The organism is Mameliella sp. LZ-28 (assembly GCF_012274245.1).
Lineage (GTDB): Bacteria > Pseudomonadota > Alphaproteobacteria > Rhodobacterales > Rhodobacteraceae > Antarctobacter > Antarctobacter albus.
This window is the reverse complement of sequence record NZ_JAANYX010000022.1, coordinates 448,706-467,138: the sequence shown is the minus strand read 5'-3', so window position 1 is coordinate 467,138 and position 18,433 is coordinate 448,706. Positions and strand designations below refer to the sequence as shown.

Below are 18,433 nucleotides of genomic sequence, written 5' to 3'. Positions count from 1 at the left end.
GACCTAAGACCTTGGCCCCTGCTCGTCCAGTGTGCCCCTATGCCGAAGCAGGACAGGTCAAAAGGAAAGGGACGGCGCAGCGCACCGTCCCCACCGTTCCGGGCCGCCCTGCCCTGTTACCGCCCTCTCATCCCTGTGGAGCGGTTGCCGGGGCTGCAGCCTGTGGCCTTACTTGCTCGAGGCGACCTCGAAGTTGCGTTCGACCTGGGTGTCGCGCGGCGGACGACCGATGACTTCACGCAGCTCGTCGAGCTCGATGAAGTTGTCGGCCTGGCGGCGCAACTCGTCGGCGATCATCGGGGGCTGCGACCGGATGGTCGAGACCACCGAAACCCGCACGCCCTGCCGCTGGAGGCTTTCGACCAGCGGACGGAAGTCGCCGTCACCGGAGAACAGCACGATGTGATCCACCCGCGGGGCCAGCTCCATCGCATCGACCGTCAGCTCGATGTCCATGTTGCCCTTGACCTTGCGGCGCCCTTGGCTGTCCGTATACTCCTTTGCCGGCTTGGTCACCATCGTGAAGCCGTTGTAGTGGAGCCAATCAACCAGAGGGCGAATAGGAGAGTACTCATCGTTCTCCAGAAGCGCCGTGTAGTAGAAGGCCCGAACCATCTTGCCACGACGTGCGAATTCCTGTCTCAGGAGCTTGTAGTCGATATCAAACCCGAGAGCCTTCGCCGCTGCGTAGAGATTGGAGCCATCTATGAACAGCGCAAGCCGTTCGTCCTTGTAGAACATAAAATTTCCTTTCGTCCAATCGGCCCGCCAAGTCCGTGAGTGAGTGAGTGGTAGCGGGCGCGTCCGGCTAAGATTATGGTTTTTTCCGCGCATCGCAAGGCGCAGGGAAGTCTCAAAAGAATAGTACGTTAGGGCAAATGGCACAAGAATTCCTTATAGCACTCGGCTCGAACCTGCCGTCCAGCGCGGGCGGCAGCAGCGACACCCTGGCCGCAGCGCTGACCGCGATGGCCGCCTCGGGGCTGCGCCTGCGCCGGGTCAGCCGCTTTTTCGCAACCCCCTGTTTTCCGCCCGGCAACGGGCCGGATTTCGTGAATGCCTGCGTCTCGGTGACGGGCCCCGATCACCCTGAGGTAGTATTGGACATCCTGCATGGCATCGAGGCAGAGTTCGGTCGCACCCGCGGAACGCGATGGGCCAGCCGCCCGCTGGACCTCGATCTGCTGGCCGCGGGCGACCTTGTGCGGCCCGACCCGGAAGGCCAGGCGCACTGGCGCGGGCTGCCCCTGGAACGGCAGACACAGGAGGTTCCCGACGAATTGATCCTGCCGCATCCCCGCCTGCAGGACCGTGCCTTCGTGCTGGTGCCGTTGGCGGATATCGCGTCGGGCTGGCGTCATCCTCTGACAGGCGCTACGGTGGCCGAGATGCTGGCGGCCCTGCCCCGGCAGGACCGCGCCGAAGTCATGGCCCTGTAAGGACACCCCCTTGTATCCCGGGCAAGGGCGCGGTATGTCATGCCTTTCTGAGGCCCTCGTAACAGGATAACGGAGCGCTTTTCATGGCACGCGTGACGGTAGAAGATTGCGTCGACAAGGTCCCGAACCGGTTCGAACTGGTGATGCTGGCCGCACATCGTGCGCGCGAAGTGTCCTCCGGTGCCGCGATCACGGTCGACCGCGACAACGACAAGAACCCGGTGGTCGCCCTGCGCGAGATCGCCGAGGAAACCCAGTCCGCCGACGAGTTGCGCGAGCGTCTGATCGAATCGAACCAGACCCAGATCGAGGTCGACGAGCCCGAAGAGGACGCGATGGCCCTGCTGATGGGTGCAGAGCAGGACAAGCCGCAAGAAGACGACATGTCCGAGGAAAAGCTGCTGCGCGCGCTCATGGAGGCGCAGGGTCAGGGCTGAGCCCCCGGGCCGGCGGTGTGGTGCTGACATGATCTCGGCAGAAGACCTCGTCGATCTCGTCCGCAACTACAATCCGCGCACAAACGCAGACCTGATCACCGCGGCCTATGACTATGGCCGCGACATGCACGAGGGGCAGTTCCGCAAGTCGGGCGAGCCCTATTTTTCGCATCCGGTGTCGGTGGCGGCGATCCTGACCGAGCAACAGCTCGACGACGCCACCATCATCACCGCCCTGCTGCATGACACGATCGAGGACACGCGTTCGACCTTTGCCGAGGTCGAGCAGCGGTTCGGGCGCGAGATCGCCGAACTGGTCGATGGTGTCACCAAGCTGACCAACCTCCAGCTGTCCAGCTCCGAAACCAAGCAAGCGGAAAACTTCCGCAAGCTGTTCATGGCCATGTCCAAGGACCTGCGCGTGATCCTGGTCAAGCTGGCCGACCGGCTGCACAACATGCGCACCATCCGCGCCATGCGCCCCGACAAGCAGGTGCAGAAGGCGCGCGAGACGATGGACATCTACGCCCCGCTGGCAGGCCGGATGGGCATGCAGTGGATGCGCGAGGAACTGGAGGACCACGCCTTTCGCGTGCTGAATCCCAAGGGCCGCGACAGCATCATCCGCCGCTTCATCACCTTGCAGCGCGAAACCGGCGACGTGGTGCAGCGCATCACGACAGACATGCGCCACGAACTGGAAAAGGCAGGCGTCGAGGCCGAGGTCTTTGGCCGCGCGAAAAAGCCCTATTCGATCTGGCGCAAGATGCAGGAAAAGAAGATCGGCTTTTCCCGCCTCTCCGACATCTACGGCTTTCGCGTCATCACCCGGTCTGAAGGGGACTGCTACGGCGCGCTTGGTGCCATCCACCAGCGCTGGAAATCCATCCCCGGCCGGTTCAAGGACTATATCAGCCAGCCAAAGACCAACGGCTACCGCTCAATCCACACCACCGTGTCGGGGCGCGACGGCAAGCGGGTCGAGGTTCAGATCCGCACCCGCGAGATGCACGAGGTCGCCGAGACCGGGGTTGCCGCGCATTGGTCCTATCGTGACGGGGTGCCGGCAGAGAACCGCTTTGCCGTCGATCCCGCCAAGTGGATCGCCTCTGTCACCGAACAGTTCGACGCCGAGGAGGACCACGACGCCTTCCTCGAGGCGGTCAAGCTGGAGATGTATTCCGACAAGGTCTTCTGCTTTACCCCCCAGGGCGACGTGGTGAAACTGCCCCGTGGCGCGACGCCGATCGACTATGCCTATGCGATTCACACGCGGATCGGGTCGAAATGCGTCGGCGCCAAGGTTGACGGTATCCGCGTGCCGCTGTGGACACGGTTGAAGAACGGCCAGTCGGTCGAGATCATCACCGCCGAGGGCCAGGCGCCGCAGGCGACCTGGCTGGACATGGCAACGACGGGCAAGGCGAAATCCGCCATCCGTCGCGCTCTGCGCGAGGCCAACAAGGAACGCTACGCCAAGCTGGGCCACGAACTGGCCCGCGCCGCCTTCGAATCGCGCGGCAAGAAGGCCACCGACAAGGTGCTGGAAAAGGCGGCGGCGACGCTGCGGCTGGAAGACACGGAAACCCTGCTGGCGCGGCTGGGCAGCGCCGAGCTGACCACCTCCGAGGTGGTCGAGGCGGTCTATCCCAACCTCGCCATCCAGGACGACGGCGAGATCGAGATGAAGCGCGCTGTCGTGGGCCTTGAACACGGGCAGGGTTTCGAGCGGGCGAAATGTTGCCAGCCGCTGCCGGGCGAACGAATCGTCGGGCTTGCGCATCGCGGGCAGGGCGTCGCCGTACACGCCATCGACTGTGCCGCCCTGGCCGACCATGAGGACCAACCGGAACGCTGGCTGGACCTGCATTGGGCCGAGGGCAAGCACCCGGCCGTCTACACGGTGTCACTTGAACTCACCATCGGCAACGATGCAGGCGTCCTGGGACGGATTTGCACATTGATTGGCGAGACCAAGGCCAATATTTCTGATTTGAATTTCCTCGCACGCAAACCGGATTTTTACCGCCTCATGATGGACATTGATCTGCGAGATGCAGAACATCTGCATTCCCTGATCTCCACGCTGGAGGCGGAAAGCCACGTGGCCTCTGTCGTCCGTCGACGCGACCCCGGGCTTGAATCGGTTCCGGCTGCGGCGACGGAAGCGGCAGAATAGGCAGGAAAGGCACAACTTGGTCTTCAAGAGACGCGACAGACGGCCCATCGGCCGGATCGTGCTCGAAGCGCTCTGGCCGCGCGGCGGCTGGGCGCGGGCGGCGCGGTATGTCCAGTTGCGTGTCAACCGCCTGCCCGATCCGCCCGACAGGATCGCGCGTGGCATCTTTGCCGGTGTCCTGACGACCTTCACGCCCTTCTACGGGTTTCACTTCTTCACTGCCGCGCTGATCGCCTGGATCATGCGGGGCAACATCCTGGCGGCGATCCTGTCGACATTCTTCGGCAACCCGCTGACCTATGTGCCGATCGGCGTGATCGCGATGAAGACGGGGTACTGGCTGCTGGGTCTCGAGGCGGACAAGGATCACGGCAGCATCGGCAAGAAATTCGTCAAGGCGGGCCAGGACCTGTGGGACAATTTCATCGCCATCTTCACCCCGGACAAGACCGACTGGAGCCACCTCAAGATCTTCTACGACGAGGTATTCTTTCCCTACATGGTGGGCGGCATCCTTCCCGGGCTGATCGCGGGCACTATCGCCTATTACGTCTCGCTGCCGCTGATCACCGCCTTTCAGAACCGCCGCAAGGGGGCCATCAAGGCCAAGCTGGCCGAGCTGAAGAAGAAAAAGGCGCGCGAGGCCAAGTGACCGCCCCGGCCCGCCGGAACCTCCCGATTCCGGCTTTCATTTTCCCGCCCGCCGCTCTAGCTTTTGATCAAATTCCAGAACGGGGATCGCCATCATGACCCAAACCGGACAGCTGCGCCTTGGCGTCAACATCGATCACGTCGCAACCGTGCGAAATGCACGTGGAGGCGCCTATCCCGACCCGATCCGGGCCGCCAAGCTGGCCGAGGAAGCGGGCGCCGATGGCATCACCGCGCACCTGCGCGAGGACCGGCGCCATATCTCGGACGCGGACATCGACGGATTGATGGAAAACCTGAGCGTGCCGCTCAACTTCGAGATGGCCGCCACCGACGAGATGCAGAAGATCGCCCTTCGTCACAAGCCGCACGCCGTCTGCATCGTGCCCGAAAAGCGCGAGGAAAAGACCACCGAGGGCGGGCTGGAGGTCGCGCGCGAAGAAAACAAGCTGGCACATTTCATCGCGCCCCTGCGCGAGGCAGGATGCCGGGTGTCGATCTTCATCGCCGCCGACCAGCGCCAGATCGAGGCCGCACATCGGATCGGAGCGCAGGTGATCGAACTGCACACCGGCGCCTATTGCGATTTCCATGCCGAGGGCCATTTCGACAAGCGCGACGCGGAACTGGAACGGATGCGCGAGATGGCAGCCTATGCGCACTCTCTGGGACTGGAGGTTCACGCCGGGCACGGGCTGACCTATGACACCGTTCAGCCCGTCGCCGCCTTCCCCGAGGTCATGGAACTGAACATCGGCCACTTCCTGGTGGGAGAAGCGATCTTTCGCGGTCTCGGCCCGGCCATCTCGGAAATGCGCCGCCTGATGGACGCCGCCCGCACCTGACCCCGGACGGACCGGTCGCCCGGTCCGCCGCATTCCTTACGATTGTCACCACTTTTTTGCCGTAAAGACGGGTATACTCGGCGCGAACGCGTGCAATTGCCCGAGGTGTCGTCATGCCCGTCATACAAATGGACCCCGAAACGCTTGCCATCGACGCCGCGGCCGCCAAGGCGGCGGGCGCCGCGGCGGCAGACAGCTATCGCACCCGCACTCCTTACCCCTATGGCAGCTTTGATGATTTCCTGCCCGCAGAGGTTCTGGACCGGGTGCTGGAAGAGCTGAAACAGCTGCCCGAGGCCGAGGACATGTTCAACCGCCCGCAGGAAAAGCTGAAGTCCAGCTACCTGCCGGAGCGGCTGCCGCCCTATACGCGCAACCTGTTCTACGTCCTGAACTCGCGCCCCTTCGTGCGCTTCCTCGAAGAGATGACCGGGATCAACGGGTTGATCCCGGACCCCTATTTCGCGGGCGGCGGCGTGCATGTGGTCGCCAACGGCGGGCATCTCGATATCCACGCGGATTTCAACCACAACCAGAAGCTCAACCTGGAACGGCGGCTGAATATCCTCATCTACCTCAACAAGGACTGGAAAGAGGAATACGGCGGCTCTTTCGAGATCTGGAACACCGACATGACGGAAAAGGTCGCGGGATTCGTGCCGCTCTTCAACCGCATGTGCTGTTTCAACACCGGCTCCGACACCTGGCACGGCAACCCCGAGACCGTGAACCACCCCGACGGAGAGCCGCGCATGTCGCTGGCGCTGTATTATTACACCGCCACCTGGGATTACACGCGCAAATCCCACACGACGCTGTTCAAGCCCCGCCCCGGAACCAAGGACCAGGTCGACCGGCAGGTGAAACGCGCCGACATGCTGCAGGAAGTCCTGCCGCCGGTCATTTTCCGCAAGGTGATCGGGCGGTTGCAGCGCTTCGGCTTCTGATCAGGTCACCTAGACCACGCGAGGTCGGGAAAACCCCGCCTCGCCCCCTCGCGCGGGGCCGGCTATCCTTGGACAAAGCCGTTTTGACAAGGAACCACCCGATGAAACGCCTGATTTGCGCCCTGCCCCTGGCCTTGCTCCCTGCCCTCGCGGCGGCGCAGGAAAACATCGTCACCGTGCAGGACTGCGACTGGCAGGCCAGCGCGCGCAACATCGTCGAACCTTGGGAGGCGCACAGCCGCACCTTTTCCAACGGCAAGACCCGGCTGGCATTGATGGACACCATCGAACCCGCAGCTGGCTGGGCCTGGATGCTGGTGCTGTCGCCGCCCTATTCGGAACTTGGGGACCGGCAGTGCAAGGTGATCGGGCTGAACGGCATGGGCTTTGCCGGGATGGAATTCGGCGCGCTGAGCGCCAGCTACGACCCGGCCACGGGCCTGACCTTCACCGTTCCGGTCGACGTCTACGACCCCGCCACCGCCATGCCCGGCGCGGCGACCCTGCGCTTTACCCTGAACCAGGCCACAGGCGCCATCCACGGCGACATCTTGCCCTGAGCTTGACCTTGGCGCGGCGCCGGGGTTTGTGGGACGGGTTCCCACCCGCCCGCAGGAGGCTGATCAAATGATCCTCGGCATCGGCACCGACCTCGCCAACATCGACCGGATTGCCGGCACGCTCGATCGGTTCGGCGACCGCTTCCGCAACCGTGTCTTCACCGAGGTGGAACAGGCCAAGGCCGAACGGCGCGCGGATACGCCGGGCACCTACGCAAAACGCTGGGCCGCGAAAGAGGCCTGTTCCAAGGCGCTGGGAACGGGGCTGCGCATGGGCATCGCCTGGAAGGACATGGCGGTGTCCAACCTGCACACCGGCCAGCCGGTGATGGAAGTGACCGGCTGGGCAAAGGACAGGCTGGACGCCATGACCCCCGAAGGGTTCGAGGCCATCATCCACGTCACCCTGACCGACGATCACCCCTGGGCGCAGGCCTTCGTCGTGATCGAGGCGCGGCCACGCGGATAACCACTACCGTTTAAGCCAGGCGCTGAACCGGCTGTCGATCGCAGAGCGGTGCTCTGCCCAGAAGTCATAGTTGTAGAGCATGGCCGTCGCGAAATTGCCCTGACCCGTGGGAATGTGGCGCTTCATGTCCACGCCCAGATCCTTGTGACGCCCCACCAAAGTCGCAGAACTGCGCCGCGCGGGGCCGTAGGCGATATACTGCGCCTGATCCGCCAGTCGCTGGGCATCCGTCGCAAAGTAGAGAAAGTCCAGCACGCGGGCCTTGCGGTCCGCTGGCAGGCCCTTGGGGATGATCCAGCCGTCCAGGTCGATCACCTGCCGGTCCCAGAGAATATCGACCGGCAGACCGTAATCGGCAATCAAGCTGAACAGCCGGCCATTGTAGGCAGAGCCCATGACCACCTCGCCATCCGCCAGAAGTTGCGGTGTTTCCGCCCCGGCGGACCACCAGATGACGTGGTTCTTGATCGTGTCCAGCTTGGCCAGCGCCCGGTCCTGTCCCCGTCGGGTCGCCAGAACCTCGTACAGGCGGCTTTCGGGAACGCCATCGCAGAGAAGCGCCCATTCCATGTTGTTGATCGGCCGTTTCTCCAAGGCCCGTTTGCCGGGGAACCGCCGCAGATCGAAGATATCGCAGATCGAACCGGGTCGCTGACGCCCCAACAGATCGGTGCGATACCCGATGGTCGTGGAATAGGCGATCTGGGGAACGAAGCAGTCGTTGATCAGGAACTTGCCGAAATCCGCGCTGGGTGGCGTGCCGTCCGGCGCCGGTGCCAGGACACGGTCAAAGTCGATCCGTTCGGCCTGCCCACCCTCGCAGAGGCGGATCGCGTCGGCGGCCACGACATCCACCAGGTCCCAGGACCGCGCCGTGGCATCGCCCTTGCGGAGAACGCTGACAGCATTGGGGGAATCCGAATCCCAACTGACATTCAGCCCCCTGTTGCGGGCGACGTAGGGGTCGACATAAGCCTTGTCCTGGCTATGCTGGTAGGCCCCGCCCCAGCTGACAAGTTTCAGGGCATCCGACATCCGCACATTGGGTTTCGGCCTGGGTTGGGGCGCTTTCGCCACGGAGCGGGCCGCCATCAAATCGAGCATGGTCTTGGCGCTCTTGCCTGCGGGGGTGACCGGGAATTGCCGAAGCACTTCGGTCAACGCGCGTTTGCGCGCCGCATCATCACCCAAGGCCAGCGCGGCGATCAGCGCGTCCGAGGCCCGCTCTTCGGGGCTGCGTTGCCGGGGCGCCATCAGGTCCAGCGCGTTGCGCGCGCTTCTTGCCGCGCGGCTGTCGGGGAATTGCGAAACCACGTCTTCCAGCGCCGCGCGCCGCGCCTCGATTCCGTCCAGTTGCAGCGCCTCGGTGAGGGCTTCCTGGGCCAGGGTCTCGGGGTCCGGCTTGGGAATGACGACCGGCGCGGGCGCCGCCTCGGCGTGGAACCCCAGGCCAAGCGCGGCCTCGACCGCTGCGATCTTGTGCCCGCCGTTGAAGCCGCCGCGCCCGTGCAACCCACCCTGGTTGTGCAGCCCGACAACGGCCAATGAACGCGCGTCCAGCAGAAGAGAGCCGGAAGACCCGCCCGTCGTCTCGCAGCTGTGGCGCAATTGCGAGGCCGCTTCGGGCAGCTTGCCCTGGTCCGGGTGCACCTGGCAGGTGCCGGATGAAAACTGCTGCGGATCACCGTTCGGGTGGTGGATCATGGTCAGCGCGCGGCGTGGGCGGACGCGCGTCTGCATCACCATCGGCACATGCCCGCCCAGCGCCTCGTTCGCATCCGCGCCGAAGATCTGCAACACCATCGCGTCAAGCCCTTCGTCCCGCGCCAGCTCTCGCGTGGAGACGGCATAAGTCTTGACGTCACCGGTGAAATCCGCCGCCGTGTAGCCAAAGTTGATGCGCGCCTCCTGTACGAAGGTGAACCCGGCCTCGACCATGACGTCGTTGTAGAAACAGTGGTTGTTGGTCAACAAACGGTTGCCAGGCAGGAGTGCGGCGGTACAGGTGGTCATCTGCGGGCTTTTCAGCGTCCGGGCCTGACCGTTGAGCGTCACCGTCCGCGGCTTGCCATCCGGTGTCATCAGGCAGACATCCAGCCGTCCGATATAGCGCGCGATCTCTTGCACGTCGTCCGGAGCCTCGGCAATCGGGCGCCAGAAGCCGCCCCGTTCCGACGCCCCCTGGATCAGCGCCTGCAGGGCCGAACTTTGCGTATCGATGCGAAAGGAGAACTTGCAGCCTTCGAAGGCGCTGGCACTGTGTCCGGCGAGCACAATAAGCAGCGTGGCAAGAAGGCGAGGCAAGGTCATGATGAAATCCCGGATAGATCCGACAATTCACAAACCGTAGCAAGCGCCGCCCTGCCCGGTCAACGCCCGGCCCTCCCGCCTTGACACGCCCTGCCCCGCCGCCCATGAAGCGCCCAACGGGTGAGGCAAAGGGCAGATCACATGGCGAAGGAAGAAAAGAAGGGCGGTCTCGTCGAGACCATCAAGACGGTTGTCTACGCGCTGCTGATCGCGGGCGTCTTCCGCACCTTCCTGTTCCAGCCCTTCTGGATCCCCTCGGGGTCAATGAAGGACACGCTGCTGATCGGCGATTTCCTTTTCGTCAACAAGATGGCCTATGGCTATTCCTACGCCTCCTGCCCCTCGATCATCATCCCGCGCTTTGGCATCAACGTCGATGCGCAGGATTTCTGCGGCTGGGCCGACGGCGACAACAAGCGCCTCTTTGGCGGAGAGCCCAAGCGTGGTGACGTGGTCGTGTTCCGCCACCCGGTGTCGGGCCGCGATTTCATCAAGCGGCTGGTCGGCCTGCCGGGCGAACGCATCCAGATGCGCAACGGCGTGCTGCATATCAACGGCGCCCCGGTCGAACTGACCCCCGACGGCACGTTCGAGGAATTGGCCGCGCCGCAGGGGCCGCAGGGCCTGCGCCCGCGCTGTTCCAACGGCACCGTCGGCGACGGCGCCACCTGCATCAAGGAAAAGCTGATCGAGACGCTGCCCAATGGTGTCAGCCATTCGATCCTGAACATCGGCATGCAGGGATCCGACAATACCCCGGTCTACACGGTTCCCGAAGGGCACTACTTCTTCATGGGGGACAACCGCGACAATTCTTCGGACAGCCGCGTGCCCAATATCGCCAACGGGGTCGGCTTTGTTCCCTATGAAAACCTGATCGGCAGGGCAGACCGGATCATGTTCTCCTCCGCCGGACGCTCGATGCTGTTTTTCTGGACCTGGCGCAGCGACCGGTATTTCCAAGTAATCGAGTGAGCTTTCTGACTGCAGCCCTCGACTGGCGCGGCCTGACCGGCCGCGCCGGTTTCGTTCTGGCTGCCGCGCTGGTGGTGGGCCTGATGGTGGCGCAGGCGCAGGTCCCTCCGCTCAGCCCCGCCGGGGCGGGTGTGGCACTGGCCGCGGCGGCGGCCACCCTTTTGTTCTGGGGTCATGCACGGCGGCGTTTGCGCGCGATGGGTTGGTCCGGCTGGTGGATGTGGGGGCTGGCGGTGCCTCTGGTCTCGCTTGCGCTGGTGGCAATCATGGCGGTGCGCCGCAACAGGCCCGATGCGGTGCCGGGCCCCTTCAGCCAGGCGGGCCGGGCGCTCGTCTGGGTCATGGTCGCCCTGATCGCCAGCCGCGTGGCCTGGGCGCCCTACATCATCCCTACCGGCAGCATGTCGCCCACCCTGCAACCGGGCGACTACGCCCTGGCCACCCGCAGCCTCACAGCGCCAGAGCGAGGGGCGGTGGTGGTCTTTCGGCATCCGGTCAGCGGGCAGGATTTTCTCAAGCGGGTGATCGGGCTGCCCGGCGACCGGGTGCAGATGCGCGATGGCCAGGTGATCCTGAACGGCACACCCGTGCCGCAGGCCCCGGCCCCGGACTGGAGCGAACCGAACCGCCCCACGGCCATCGGGACCCGTCCGCGTTGCCTGACCCCGACGGCCCCCGGCACCCCTTGCATCAAGCAGGCGGCACGTGAAACCCTGCCCGGCGGCCCCACCTACACCGTGCTGAACATCGGCACGCAACGCACCGACGACACCGTCGAATTCCGCATCCCCGAAGGCCACCTCTTTGTCCTTGGCGACAACCGCGACAACTCGCTGGACAGCCGCATCACGCAAGGATTGGGCGGCGTCGGGCTGGTTCCCCTGACCCATGTTGCAGGCCGGGTGCGTCTGGTGCTCTATTCGCAAGAGGGGCGCGAAGGGCGCCTGCTGAGGACAGTCGAATGAAGGTATCCGCCGAACTCATCGCCCTGCAGGAGTCGCTGGGCCACCGTTTCGCCGACCCGCGCCTGCTGCGCCGCGCGGTTACCCATGCATCGATGTCGGGACCGGGGCGCGAGGACAACCAGCGACTGGAATTCCTCGGCGACCGGGTGCTGGGACTGGTCATGGCTGAGGCGCTCTTGGAACGCGACCGCGCCGCCACCGAGGGCCAGATGGCCCCCCGCTTCAACGCGCTGGTGCGCAAGGAAACCTGCGCCGATGTCGCGCGCGAGGTCGGCATCGGCAACGCGCTGAAACTGGGGCGGTCGGAACAACTGTCCGGCGGGCGGCGCAAGATGGCGCTTTTGGGTGACGCGATGGAGGCGGTGATTGCCGCGGTCTACCTGGACGCCGGGTTCGAGGCGGCACGCGCCCTGATCCTGCGGCTCTGGGACAAGCGCATCGACGCGGTCGAGGAAGACGCCAAGGATGCCAAGACTGCGTTGCAGGAATGGGCTCAGGCGCGCGGCCACCAGCCGCCCAAGTATGTCGAAACCGCCCGCAGCGGTCCGGATCATGCTCCGGTCTTCACCATCGAGGTGCGCCTGCCCGACGGCACCTCTGCCGAGGCCACGGCAGGCAGCAAACGCCAGGCCGAACAGATGGCCGCCCGTATGCTGCTGGACAAGCTGACCGCCTGAGCCAACACCCGCCCGCTCTCCCCGCAAGAGGGCCACCGCCTCGGGCGAAGCGCATTCAGCAGCCCCGGTTCAAAGTCCCTTCCTGAGAGCGTTTCGCGCAGGTCACCCATGACCCCGGGCGGATCCATGTCCCGCGTTTCCTTCGTTTCCAGTTGCAGCCCGCCCAGCCTGCCCGGAACGCAGACTCTGGTCCACCGGATGAATGCGCTGTACCGCTATACGCATCTCAACGCAGGGGTCACGCATGACCGACAATCTAAAAGGCAGCCTCTGGATGATGCTCGCCATGCTCGGCTTCGGGGTCGAGGATGCCTTTTTCAAGGCAGCAACCGGCACCGGCGGCATTTCACCCGGTCTGGGCACGGTCCAATTCGGCCTGCTTGCGATGACCATCTATGCCGTCCAGGCCCGCCGCCGCGGCGTACCGCTCTGGGATTCGGCCTACCTGCAAAGGGGCCTGCTGATCCGCACCGGGTTCGAGATCCTGGGCCGGCTCTTCTTTGCCCTCAGCCTGGCCTATACGCCGCTCTCGACCACCTCGGCCATCCTGCAGGCCGCGCCGCTGGTGGTCATGCTCTCGGCCGGGCTGATCCTGGGCGAACGCATCGGGCCGCACCGCTGGCTGGCCACCGCCGTGGGATTTGCCGGCGTTCTGCTGATCATCCGCCCCTCGCCCTCGGGGATCGAACCCAACGCCGTCTTTGCCCTGCTCGGCATGATCGGTTTCGCGGGCCGCGACGTGGCCACCCGCACCGCGCCCGCCCATATCCGCCAGTCGCAACTGGGTGTGCTCGGCTTTGCCGTGGTCACCTTCGCGGGCCTCGTCATAATGGCCTTCGAACCTGCGCCCAGCCTGCCGACCCTGCCCGCCACGGCGATGATCTGCGGCACGGCCGTGGCCGGGGTGATCGGCTATACCGCGCTCACCACCGCCATGCGCACCGGCGAAGTCTCTGTCGTGGCCCCCTTCCGCTATTCCCGCCTGCTGGTGGCGCTGGTCCTGGCCTACACGGTCTTCGGCGAACGCCCCGACACGATGACCCTGAGTGGCGCGGCGCTGATCGTCGCCTCGGGCATCTACTCGCTCTGGCGCGACGGGCGGAAACGGGCCACCATCAGCCGCGCAGCTCCCTGAGACCGCCCGCCACATGCGAATCCTCTGGCCTTGACGCCTCATCTGGCCTAGGGGAGGCACTTCGAAATCGCATTCGGACAGATCTGTCATGACCACACGCGCCGGCTTCATCGCCCTGATCGGAGAGCCCAACGCAGGCAAATCCACCCTCACCAACGCGATGGTGGGGGCCAAGGTCAGCATCGTGACCCACAAGGTCCAGACCACCCGCGCCCGCATCCGTGGCGTCGCGATGGAGGGCGACAGCCAGCTGGTCTTCGTCGATACACCGGGCCTGTTCAAACCGCGCCGCCGGCTGGACCGCGCGATGGTGGCCGCCGCCTGGGGCGGCGCGGCGGATGCCGATGTCATCGTGCTGCTGATCGAGGCGCACCGCGGCATCACCGAAGGCGTCGAGAGCATCCTCGAAGGCCTGAAGGACCTGCCCCGGAACCGCACCGTTGCCCTCGCCATCAACAAGATCGACCGCGTCGAGGCGCCTGCCCTCCTGGCCCTGACCCAGGCCATGAACGAGCGATACGAATTTGCCCGGACCTTCATGATCTCCGCCGAAAAGGGCTACGGGATCGAGGACCTGCGGCACTGGCTCGCCGACGAAATGCCCGAAAGCCCCTGGCTCTACCCCGAAGACCAGATCGCCGACCTGCCGATGCGCATGATCGCCGCCGAGATCACGCGCGAGAAGCTGACACTGCGCCTGCACCAGGAACTGCCCTACCAGCTGACCGTCGAGACCGAGAACTGGGAAGAGCGCAAGGACGGCTCCGCCCGCATCGACCAGGTGATCTATGTCGCCCGCGATGGCCACAAGGGCATCGTCCTGGGCCACAAGGGCGAGACGATCAAGGCCATCTCCAAGGCCGCCCGCGAGGAACTGACCGAGTTCCTCGGTCGTCCCATCCACCTCTTCCTGCAGGTCAAGGTCCGCGAGAACTGGCTCGAAGAGGCGGAGCGCTACTCGGAAATGGGGCTCGACTTCCGCGACGGCAACGCCTGATGGCGCGGCTGACCGCGCGGTTCTGGGTGGATGCCTACCTGGCGCGCCTGCGCCTGATGGACATCCCCGCCTTCGTCACCGCCCACGGCGACGACACCGCCGGCGCCGTCCTGGTCAAGCTCAACACGCTCGACGGTCAGGCCCGCGCCTTCACCCGCGGCTTCGACCTCGCCAGCGGCGACCGCAAGTGGACCGACCTCACCTCCGGCCAAGAAGCAGAGGTCGACGAGACGATCACCCGCCAGCGCCGTTTCGATCCAGACCTCTGGGTGATCGAGGTCGAGGACCGCCTTGGCCGCCACCTGCTCGACGATCCCACCCTGGCCTGACCAGCAGGCTTCTTCTTGGCAGAAATACCCCTGCCCGAGGCCCCGCAAAGGGGCCGAGACACCCTGCGCAGCCGCAGGCTGCACATTTGGATCACGGCTTGCCAATCGGCGCGCGCGGGCCGATCTTTCACGACATGGACTGGCGCGACACGGGCATTCTTCTCAACACGCGGAAACACGGCGAGACCTCACTGATCCTCGAGGTCTTCACGCCGCATCATGGTCGCCATGCTGGCGTTTTGCGGGGCGGCACCTCGCGCAAGCTGGCGCCGCATCTGCAACCCGGCGCCCAACTCGACCTGTCGTGGCGGGCGCGGCTCGAGGATCACATCGGCAGTTTCACCGCCGAGCCCGAACGCTCGCGCGCCGCCGCCGCGCTGGGGGACCGGCTGGCGCTGGCCGGACTCAACGCGGTCACCGCGCTGCTGGCCTTTTGCCTGCCCGAACGTGAACCACACCCCGCGCTTTACGACAGGTCCGAAAAACTACTGGATCTGCTGGATCGCCCGGATCTCTGGCCGCTGGCCTACCTGCAATGGGAACTGGCGCTGCTAGAGGAACTGGGCTTCGGCCTCGACCTGACGCAATGCGCGGTCACCGGCGCGATCGAGGGGCTGGACTATGTCTCGCCCCGGTCGGGAAGGGCTGTCACCGCCCTGGGCGCCGGGGAATGGGCCGACCGGCTGCTGCCCCTGCCGCCGGTCCTGCGGGGCGAGGGCGAGGCCGGGGATGAAGAAATCCTGACCGCCTTGGAAACGACCGGGTTCTTCATGGAAAACCGGCTGGCGGCGGAATTGCGGGACAAACCTCTGCCACCCGCGCGGGCCGCCCTGATCGCCCGGCTCAAGGCGCGGGGCTGAACACCAGCTCGCCGCCCGCCGCGTCGCGCAATACCAGTTGGTCGTCGCGCAATTCGGCCTGCGTCACCTGCTGCAGCGCCATGACAAAGGCGTTTTCCTGTGCCAGTTCGGGGCAGGCCCGGCGGGTCATCCGCAACGGGCCAAAACTCAGATCGGGCCATGCCCCTTCGACCTTGCCGCCAAAACTGTTGCAGGGCGCCTTGCCGTTCACCGTGCCCGGCGTGGTCAGGTCCAGCGAGGCGTCGAAATCCACCGACGCGCCACCCATGCTCTGCAGCACCCAGCGCGCATTTTCAGGATGCAGGGTCATGCCCGCCCAGGCGCCCGGGACAAGCGCCGAAAGAAGTCCCGCAAGGATGAGTCCACGCATGTTGCCCCCGCTTTGCCTCACCCAAAGGTGGGGTGTCGGGACAGTGCCTGCAAGCCTTCCCCCTTCCCCGAGAACCGGATAGAGAGACTGCGATGAAACTGACATTGCCCAACCTTCTCACCATCCTGCGCCTGCTCGCCGCGCCCGGCGTTGCGGTGATGTTCCTGTATTTCTCACGCCCCCTGGCGGACTGGGCCGCGCTGATCCTCTTCCTGGGGGCCGCGGTGACGGACTGGCTGGACGGCCACCTGGCGCGCAGCTGGCAACAGGAAACCAAGCTGGGCGCCATGCTGGACCCGATCGCGGACAAGGCGATGGTGGTCATCGCGCTGATGGTGATCGTCGGGTTTTCCTCCTGGTCGCCCTGGCTGGTCCTGCCGGCCACCGTGATCCTCTTCCGCGAGGTCTTTGTCTCGGGCCTGCGGGAATACCTGGGCGACACCGCCGGAACGCTGAAAGTCACCAAGCTGGCCAAGTGGAAGACCACCGCGCAGATGGTGGCCATCGCGGTGCTCTTTGCACAGGGCGTGTTTGAGCACTACCTTGTCATGTCGAGCATGGGCATGGATGACCAGATTATCGGCCAGATTCTCGACGGTGAGATCGAGGACGAGATGGGCCTGCGCTGGAAACTGCAGGGCATGATCTGGTCCGGAAAAGGCGGGCTGACCCTGCTCTGGATTGCCGCCGCGCTGACGCTGATCACGGGGTGGGACTATTTCCGCAAGGCCTTGCCCTTTCTTAAGGAGGATCGCTGATGGACGTGCTGTATTTTGCCTGGGTGCGCGAAAGGATCGGTCTGCCCCGCGAAAAGGTCGAGACCGAGGCCGCGACCGTGGCCGCGCTGGTCGAGGAACTGCGCGCGCGCGAAGACCGCTATGCCGCCGCCTTCGAAGACCTGAGCGCCCTGCGCGTGGCCGTCGACCAGGAACTGACGGATTTCGATGCCCCGCTGGCGGGGGTGCGCGAAGTGGCCTTCTTTCCGCCGATGACCGGGGGCTGAGGGCCATGCGTGTCGTTGTTCAGGAGGCCCCGTTCGATTTCGGCGCCGAGGCGGCGGGCTTTGCCGCGGGTCGGCACGACATGGGCGCGGTCGTCACCTTCACCGGCATCGTCCGAGACCTGCAGGGCGGCGGGCTGGAGGCGATGGAGATCGAGCACTATCCCGGCATGACCGAGAAAGCCCTTGAAAAGATTGCCAAAGAGGCGGTCGAGCGTTGGGCGCTGGGGGATGTGCTGGTGATCCACCGTCATGGCCGGATGGAACCCGGTGAACAGATCATGATGGTCGCGACGGCGGCGCCGCACCGCAAGGATGCCTTCGAGGCGGCGGAGTTCCTGATGGACTACCTGAAGTCGCGGGCGCCGTTCTGGAAAAAAGAATTCAGCGCGGAATCAAAGGCTTGGGTCGCGGCGCGGGACGAGGATGAGGACGCGTTGCGGCGGTGGTAACAACCGGTCGGTTTTGGTAACTTCTCCTGACCAGCGGAAGGAACGCGCGATGCCCTTCGAAAAAGTCCAGGCCGAGAAGCTCTCGAAGACCGTTGTCCGGCAGATCGAACTGCTGATCCTACGCGGTGTGCTGCGCCCCGGCGAGCGCCTGCCCTCGGAACGCGACCTGTCGGAACAGCTCGGCGTCTCGCGGCCCTCGCTGCGCGAGGCAGTGTCGGAACTGCAGGCGCGCGGGTTGCTGACCTCCAAGGCCAGCGCGGGCATCTTTGTCACCGGCGTCCTGGGGTCGGCCTTTTCCGAACCGCTGATCCAGCTTTTCGCCAATCACGACGAGGCGGTCTTTGACTACCTGTCGTTCCGGCGCGACCTGGAAGGACTGGCCGCGGAACGCGCCGCGATTCACGGCACCGACAGCGATCTTGCCGTGATCGCAGCGGTTTTCGCCAAGATGGAGGCGGCCCACGTCAAGCGGAACCCGGCCGAGGAGGCCGGGCTGGACGCCGAGTTTCACCTGGCGATCATCGAGGCCAGCCATAACGTCATCATGCTGCACATGATGCGGTCGATGTACCAGTTGCTGCGCGAGGGCGTGTTCTACAACCGCCAGGTCATGTTCAAGCAACGCACCACAAGGGCCAGCCTGCTGGATCAGCACCGCGCCATCAACGACGCGCTGCAGGTGCGCGACGCCGCCGGGGCGCGGGCGGCAGTCGAGGCACATCTGGACTACGTCGAGGCGGCGCTGAGCGCGGACAGGACCGCCGAAAAGAACGAGGCCATCGCCCGCCAGCGGCTACGCCGGGAAAGCGAGCGCCGCTAGGCTGCGGCGCGGGGAG

The 18,433-nt window shown here is 65.1% G+C and carries 22 protein-coding genes and 1 pseudogene; 19 read left to right on the top strand and 4 right to left on the bottom strand.

The features are described from left to right. Positions 1-168: 168 nt before the first annotated feature. Positions 169-741, bottom strand: coding sequence for a LabA-like NYN domain-containing protein (locus G9Q80_RS14725; RefSeq protein WP_043142294.1), 573 nt, complete (start codon positions 739-741; stop codon positions 169-171). 137 nt (positions 742-878) lie between these two features. On the opposite strand from G9Q80_RS14725, the gene folK reads away from it, so the two are divergent. The 8 genes from folK (at position 879) to acpS (ending at position 7,527) form a co-directional block, all read left to right on the top strand. Further along, the gene (gene folK / locus G9Q80_RS14720; protein WP_043142296.1) at positions 879-1,439 is read left to right on the top strand and encodes a 2-amino-4-hydroxy-6-hydroxymethyldihydropteridine diphosphokinase; all 561 of its coding nucleotides are present in this window, start codon (positions 879-881) and stop codon (positions 1,437-1,439) included. An 83-nt stretch (positions 1,440-1,522) separates the two neighbouring features. Beyond that, on the top strand, positions 1,523-1,876 hold the full coding sequence (rpoZ, locus tag G9Q80_RS14715; protein WP_043142299.1) for a DNA-directed RNA polymerase subunit omega: 354 nt from the start codon (positions 1,523-1,525) through the stop codon (positions 1,874-1,876). 28 nt (positions 1,877-1,904) lie between these two features. Then, on the top strand, positions 1,905-4,055 hold the full coding sequence (locus tag G9Q80_RS14710; RefSeq protein ID WP_088714462.1) for a RelA/SpoT family protein: 2,151 nt from the start codon (positions 1,905-1,907) through the stop codon (positions 4,053-4,055). A gap of 16 nt (positions 4,056-4,071) precedes the next feature. Continuing rightward, positions 4,072-4,707: a DUF2062 domain-containing protein gene (locus tag G9Q80_RS14705; protein WP_043142302.1), complete on the top strand. Its 636-nt coding sequence runs from the start codon at positions 4,072-4,074 to the stop codon at positions 4,705-4,707. A 94-nt stretch (positions 4,708-4,801) separates the two neighbouring features. Next, positions 4,802-5,551 carry a pyridoxine 5'-phosphate synthase gene (locus G9Q80_RS14700; protein ID WP_043142304.1) on the top strand — a complete coding sequence of 250 codons (750 nt, stop codon included), beginning with the start codon at positions 4,802-4,804 and terminating at the stop codon, positions 5,549-5,551. A 113-nt stretch (positions 5,552-5,664) separates the two neighbouring features. Next, the gene (locus G9Q80_RS14695) at positions 5,665-6,498 is read left to right on the top strand and encodes a 2OG-Fe(II) oxygenase (RefSeq protein ID WP_043142307.1); all 834 of its coding nucleotides are present in this window, start codon (positions 5,665-5,667) and stop codon (positions 6,496-6,498) included. 101 nt (positions 6,499-6,599) lie between these two features. Beyond that, positions 6,600-7,058 (top strand): hypothetical protein, encoded by a 459-nt coding sequence (locus G9Q80_RS14690; RefSeq protein WP_088714461.1) that lies wholly within the window; start codon positions 6,600-6,602, stop codon positions 7,056-7,058. Positions 7,059-7,125: 67 nt separating this feature from the next. Beyond that, entirely contained in the window at positions 7,126-7,527 is a 402-nt protein-coding gene (gene acpS / locus G9Q80_RS14685; RefSeq protein ID WP_074622332.1) for a holo-ACP synthase, read from the top strand. Between the two features lie 3 nt (positions 7,528-7,530). Here the strand turns inward: acpS and G9Q80_RS28245 are convergent, their stop codons facing one another. Next, entirely contained in the window at positions 7,531-8,619 is a 1,089-nt protein-coding gene (locus G9Q80_RS28245; protein WP_232788166.1) for an extracellular solute-binding protein, read from the bottom strand. 447 nt (positions 8,620-9,066) lie between these two features. Then, positions 9,067-9,540, bottom strand: a pseudogene (locus G9Q80_RS28240) (trypsin-like serine peptidase); the annotation flags it as partial. A gap of 438 nt (positions 9,541-9,978) precedes the next feature. Here G9Q80_RS28240 and lepB (G9Q80_RS14675) point away from each other — a divergent pair. The 7 genes from lepB (G9Q80_RS14675) to recO all read left to right on the top strand — a co-directional run bounded on the left by lepB (G9Q80_RS14675) (position 9,979) and on the right by recO (position 15,775). After that, positions 9,979-10,812, top strand: coding sequence for a signal peptidase I (lepB, locus tag G9Q80_RS14675; protein WP_043142313.1), 834 nt, complete (start codon positions 9,979-9,981; stop codon positions 10,810-10,812). Further along, positions 10,809-11,777, top strand: a complete 969-nt coding sequence (gene lepB, locus G9Q80_RS14670; RefSeq protein ID WP_088714459.1) for a signal peptidase I — start codon at positions 10,809-10,811, stop codon at positions 11,775-11,777. Before lepB (G9Q80_RS14675) ends, lepB (G9Q80_RS14670) begins: the two co-directional genes overlap by 4 nt. Continuing rightward, the gene (gene rnc, locus G9Q80_RS14665) at positions 11,774-12,454 is read left to right on the top strand and encodes a ribonuclease III (protein WP_069207968.1); all 681 of its coding nucleotides are present in this window, start codon (positions 11,774-11,776) and stop codon (positions 12,452-12,454) included. The genes lepB (G9Q80_RS14670) and rnc overlap by 4 nt, the downstream gene beginning before the upstream one ends. 244 nt (positions 12,455-12,698) lie before the next feature. Beyond that, complete coding sequence (locus G9Q80_RS14660) at positions 12,699-13,589, top strand: DMT family transporter (protein WP_088714458.1); 891 nt, start codon at positions 12,699-12,701, stop codon at positions 13,587-13,589. Positions 13,590-13,677: 88 nt separating this feature from the next. Next, positions 13,678-14,586: a GTPase Era gene (gene era, locus G9Q80_RS14655; protein ID WP_043142320.1), complete on the top strand. Its 909-nt coding sequence runs from the start codon at positions 13,678-13,680 to the stop codon at positions 14,584-14,586. Beyond that, on the top strand, positions 14,586-14,915 hold the full coding sequence (locus tag G9Q80_RS14650; RefSeq protein ID WP_043142323.1) for a DUF1491 family protein: 330 nt from the start codon (positions 14,586-14,588) through the stop codon (positions 14,913-14,915). Before era ends, G9Q80_RS14650 begins: the two co-directional genes overlap by 1 nt. Positions 14,916-15,049: 134 nt before the next feature. Continuing rightward, positions 15,050-15,775 carry a DNA repair protein RecO gene (recO, locus tag G9Q80_RS14645; RefSeq protein WP_088714544.1) on the top strand — a complete coding sequence of 242 codons (726 nt, stop codon included), beginning with the start codon at positions 15,050-15,052 and terminating at the stop codon, positions 15,773-15,775. Here the strand turns inward: recO and G9Q80_RS14640 are convergent. Next, positions 15,759-16,145 carry an META domain-containing protein gene (locus tag G9Q80_RS14640; RefSeq protein WP_157903796.1) on the bottom strand — a complete coding sequence of 129 codons (387 nt, stop codon included), beginning with the start codon at positions 16,143-16,145 and terminating at the stop codon, positions 15,759-15,761. The genes recO and G9Q80_RS14640 overlap by 17 nt on opposite strands. A gap of 92 nt (positions 16,146-16,237) precedes the next feature. Between G9Q80_RS14640 and pgsA the strand changes: the two genes are divergently transcribed. Genes pgsA through G9Q80_RS14620 form a run of 4 tightly spaced genes read left to right on the top strand, consistent with a single transcriptional unit; the run spans position 16,238 to position 18,417 of the window. After that, positions 16,238-16,903 (top strand): CDP-diacylglycerol--glycerol-3-phosphate 3-phosphatidyltransferase, encoded by a 666-nt coding sequence (gene pgsA, locus G9Q80_RS14635; protein WP_043142325.1) that lies wholly within the window; start codon positions 16,238-16,240, stop codon positions 16,901-16,903. Next, positions 16,903-17,148, top strand: a complete 246-nt coding sequence (gene moaD / locus G9Q80_RS14630) for a molybdopterin converting factor subunit 1 (protein ID WP_043142327.1) — start codon at positions 16,903-16,905, stop codon at positions 17,146-17,148. Before pgsA ends, moaD begins: the two co-directional genes overlap by 1 nt. 5 nt (positions 17,149-17,153) lie before the next feature. After that, positions 17,154-17,597: a molybdenum cofactor biosynthesis protein MoaE gene (locus G9Q80_RS14625; RefSeq protein WP_069207966.1), complete on the top strand. Its 444-nt coding sequence runs from the start codon at positions 17,154-17,156 to the stop codon at positions 17,595-17,597. Positions 17,598-17,646: 49 nt separating this feature from the next. Next, positions 17,647-18,417, top strand: coding sequence for an FCD domain-containing protein (locus G9Q80_RS14620; protein WP_069207965.1), 771 nt, complete (start codon positions 17,647-17,649; stop codon positions 18,415-18,417). Positions 18,418-18,433: the final 16 nt, after the last annotated feature.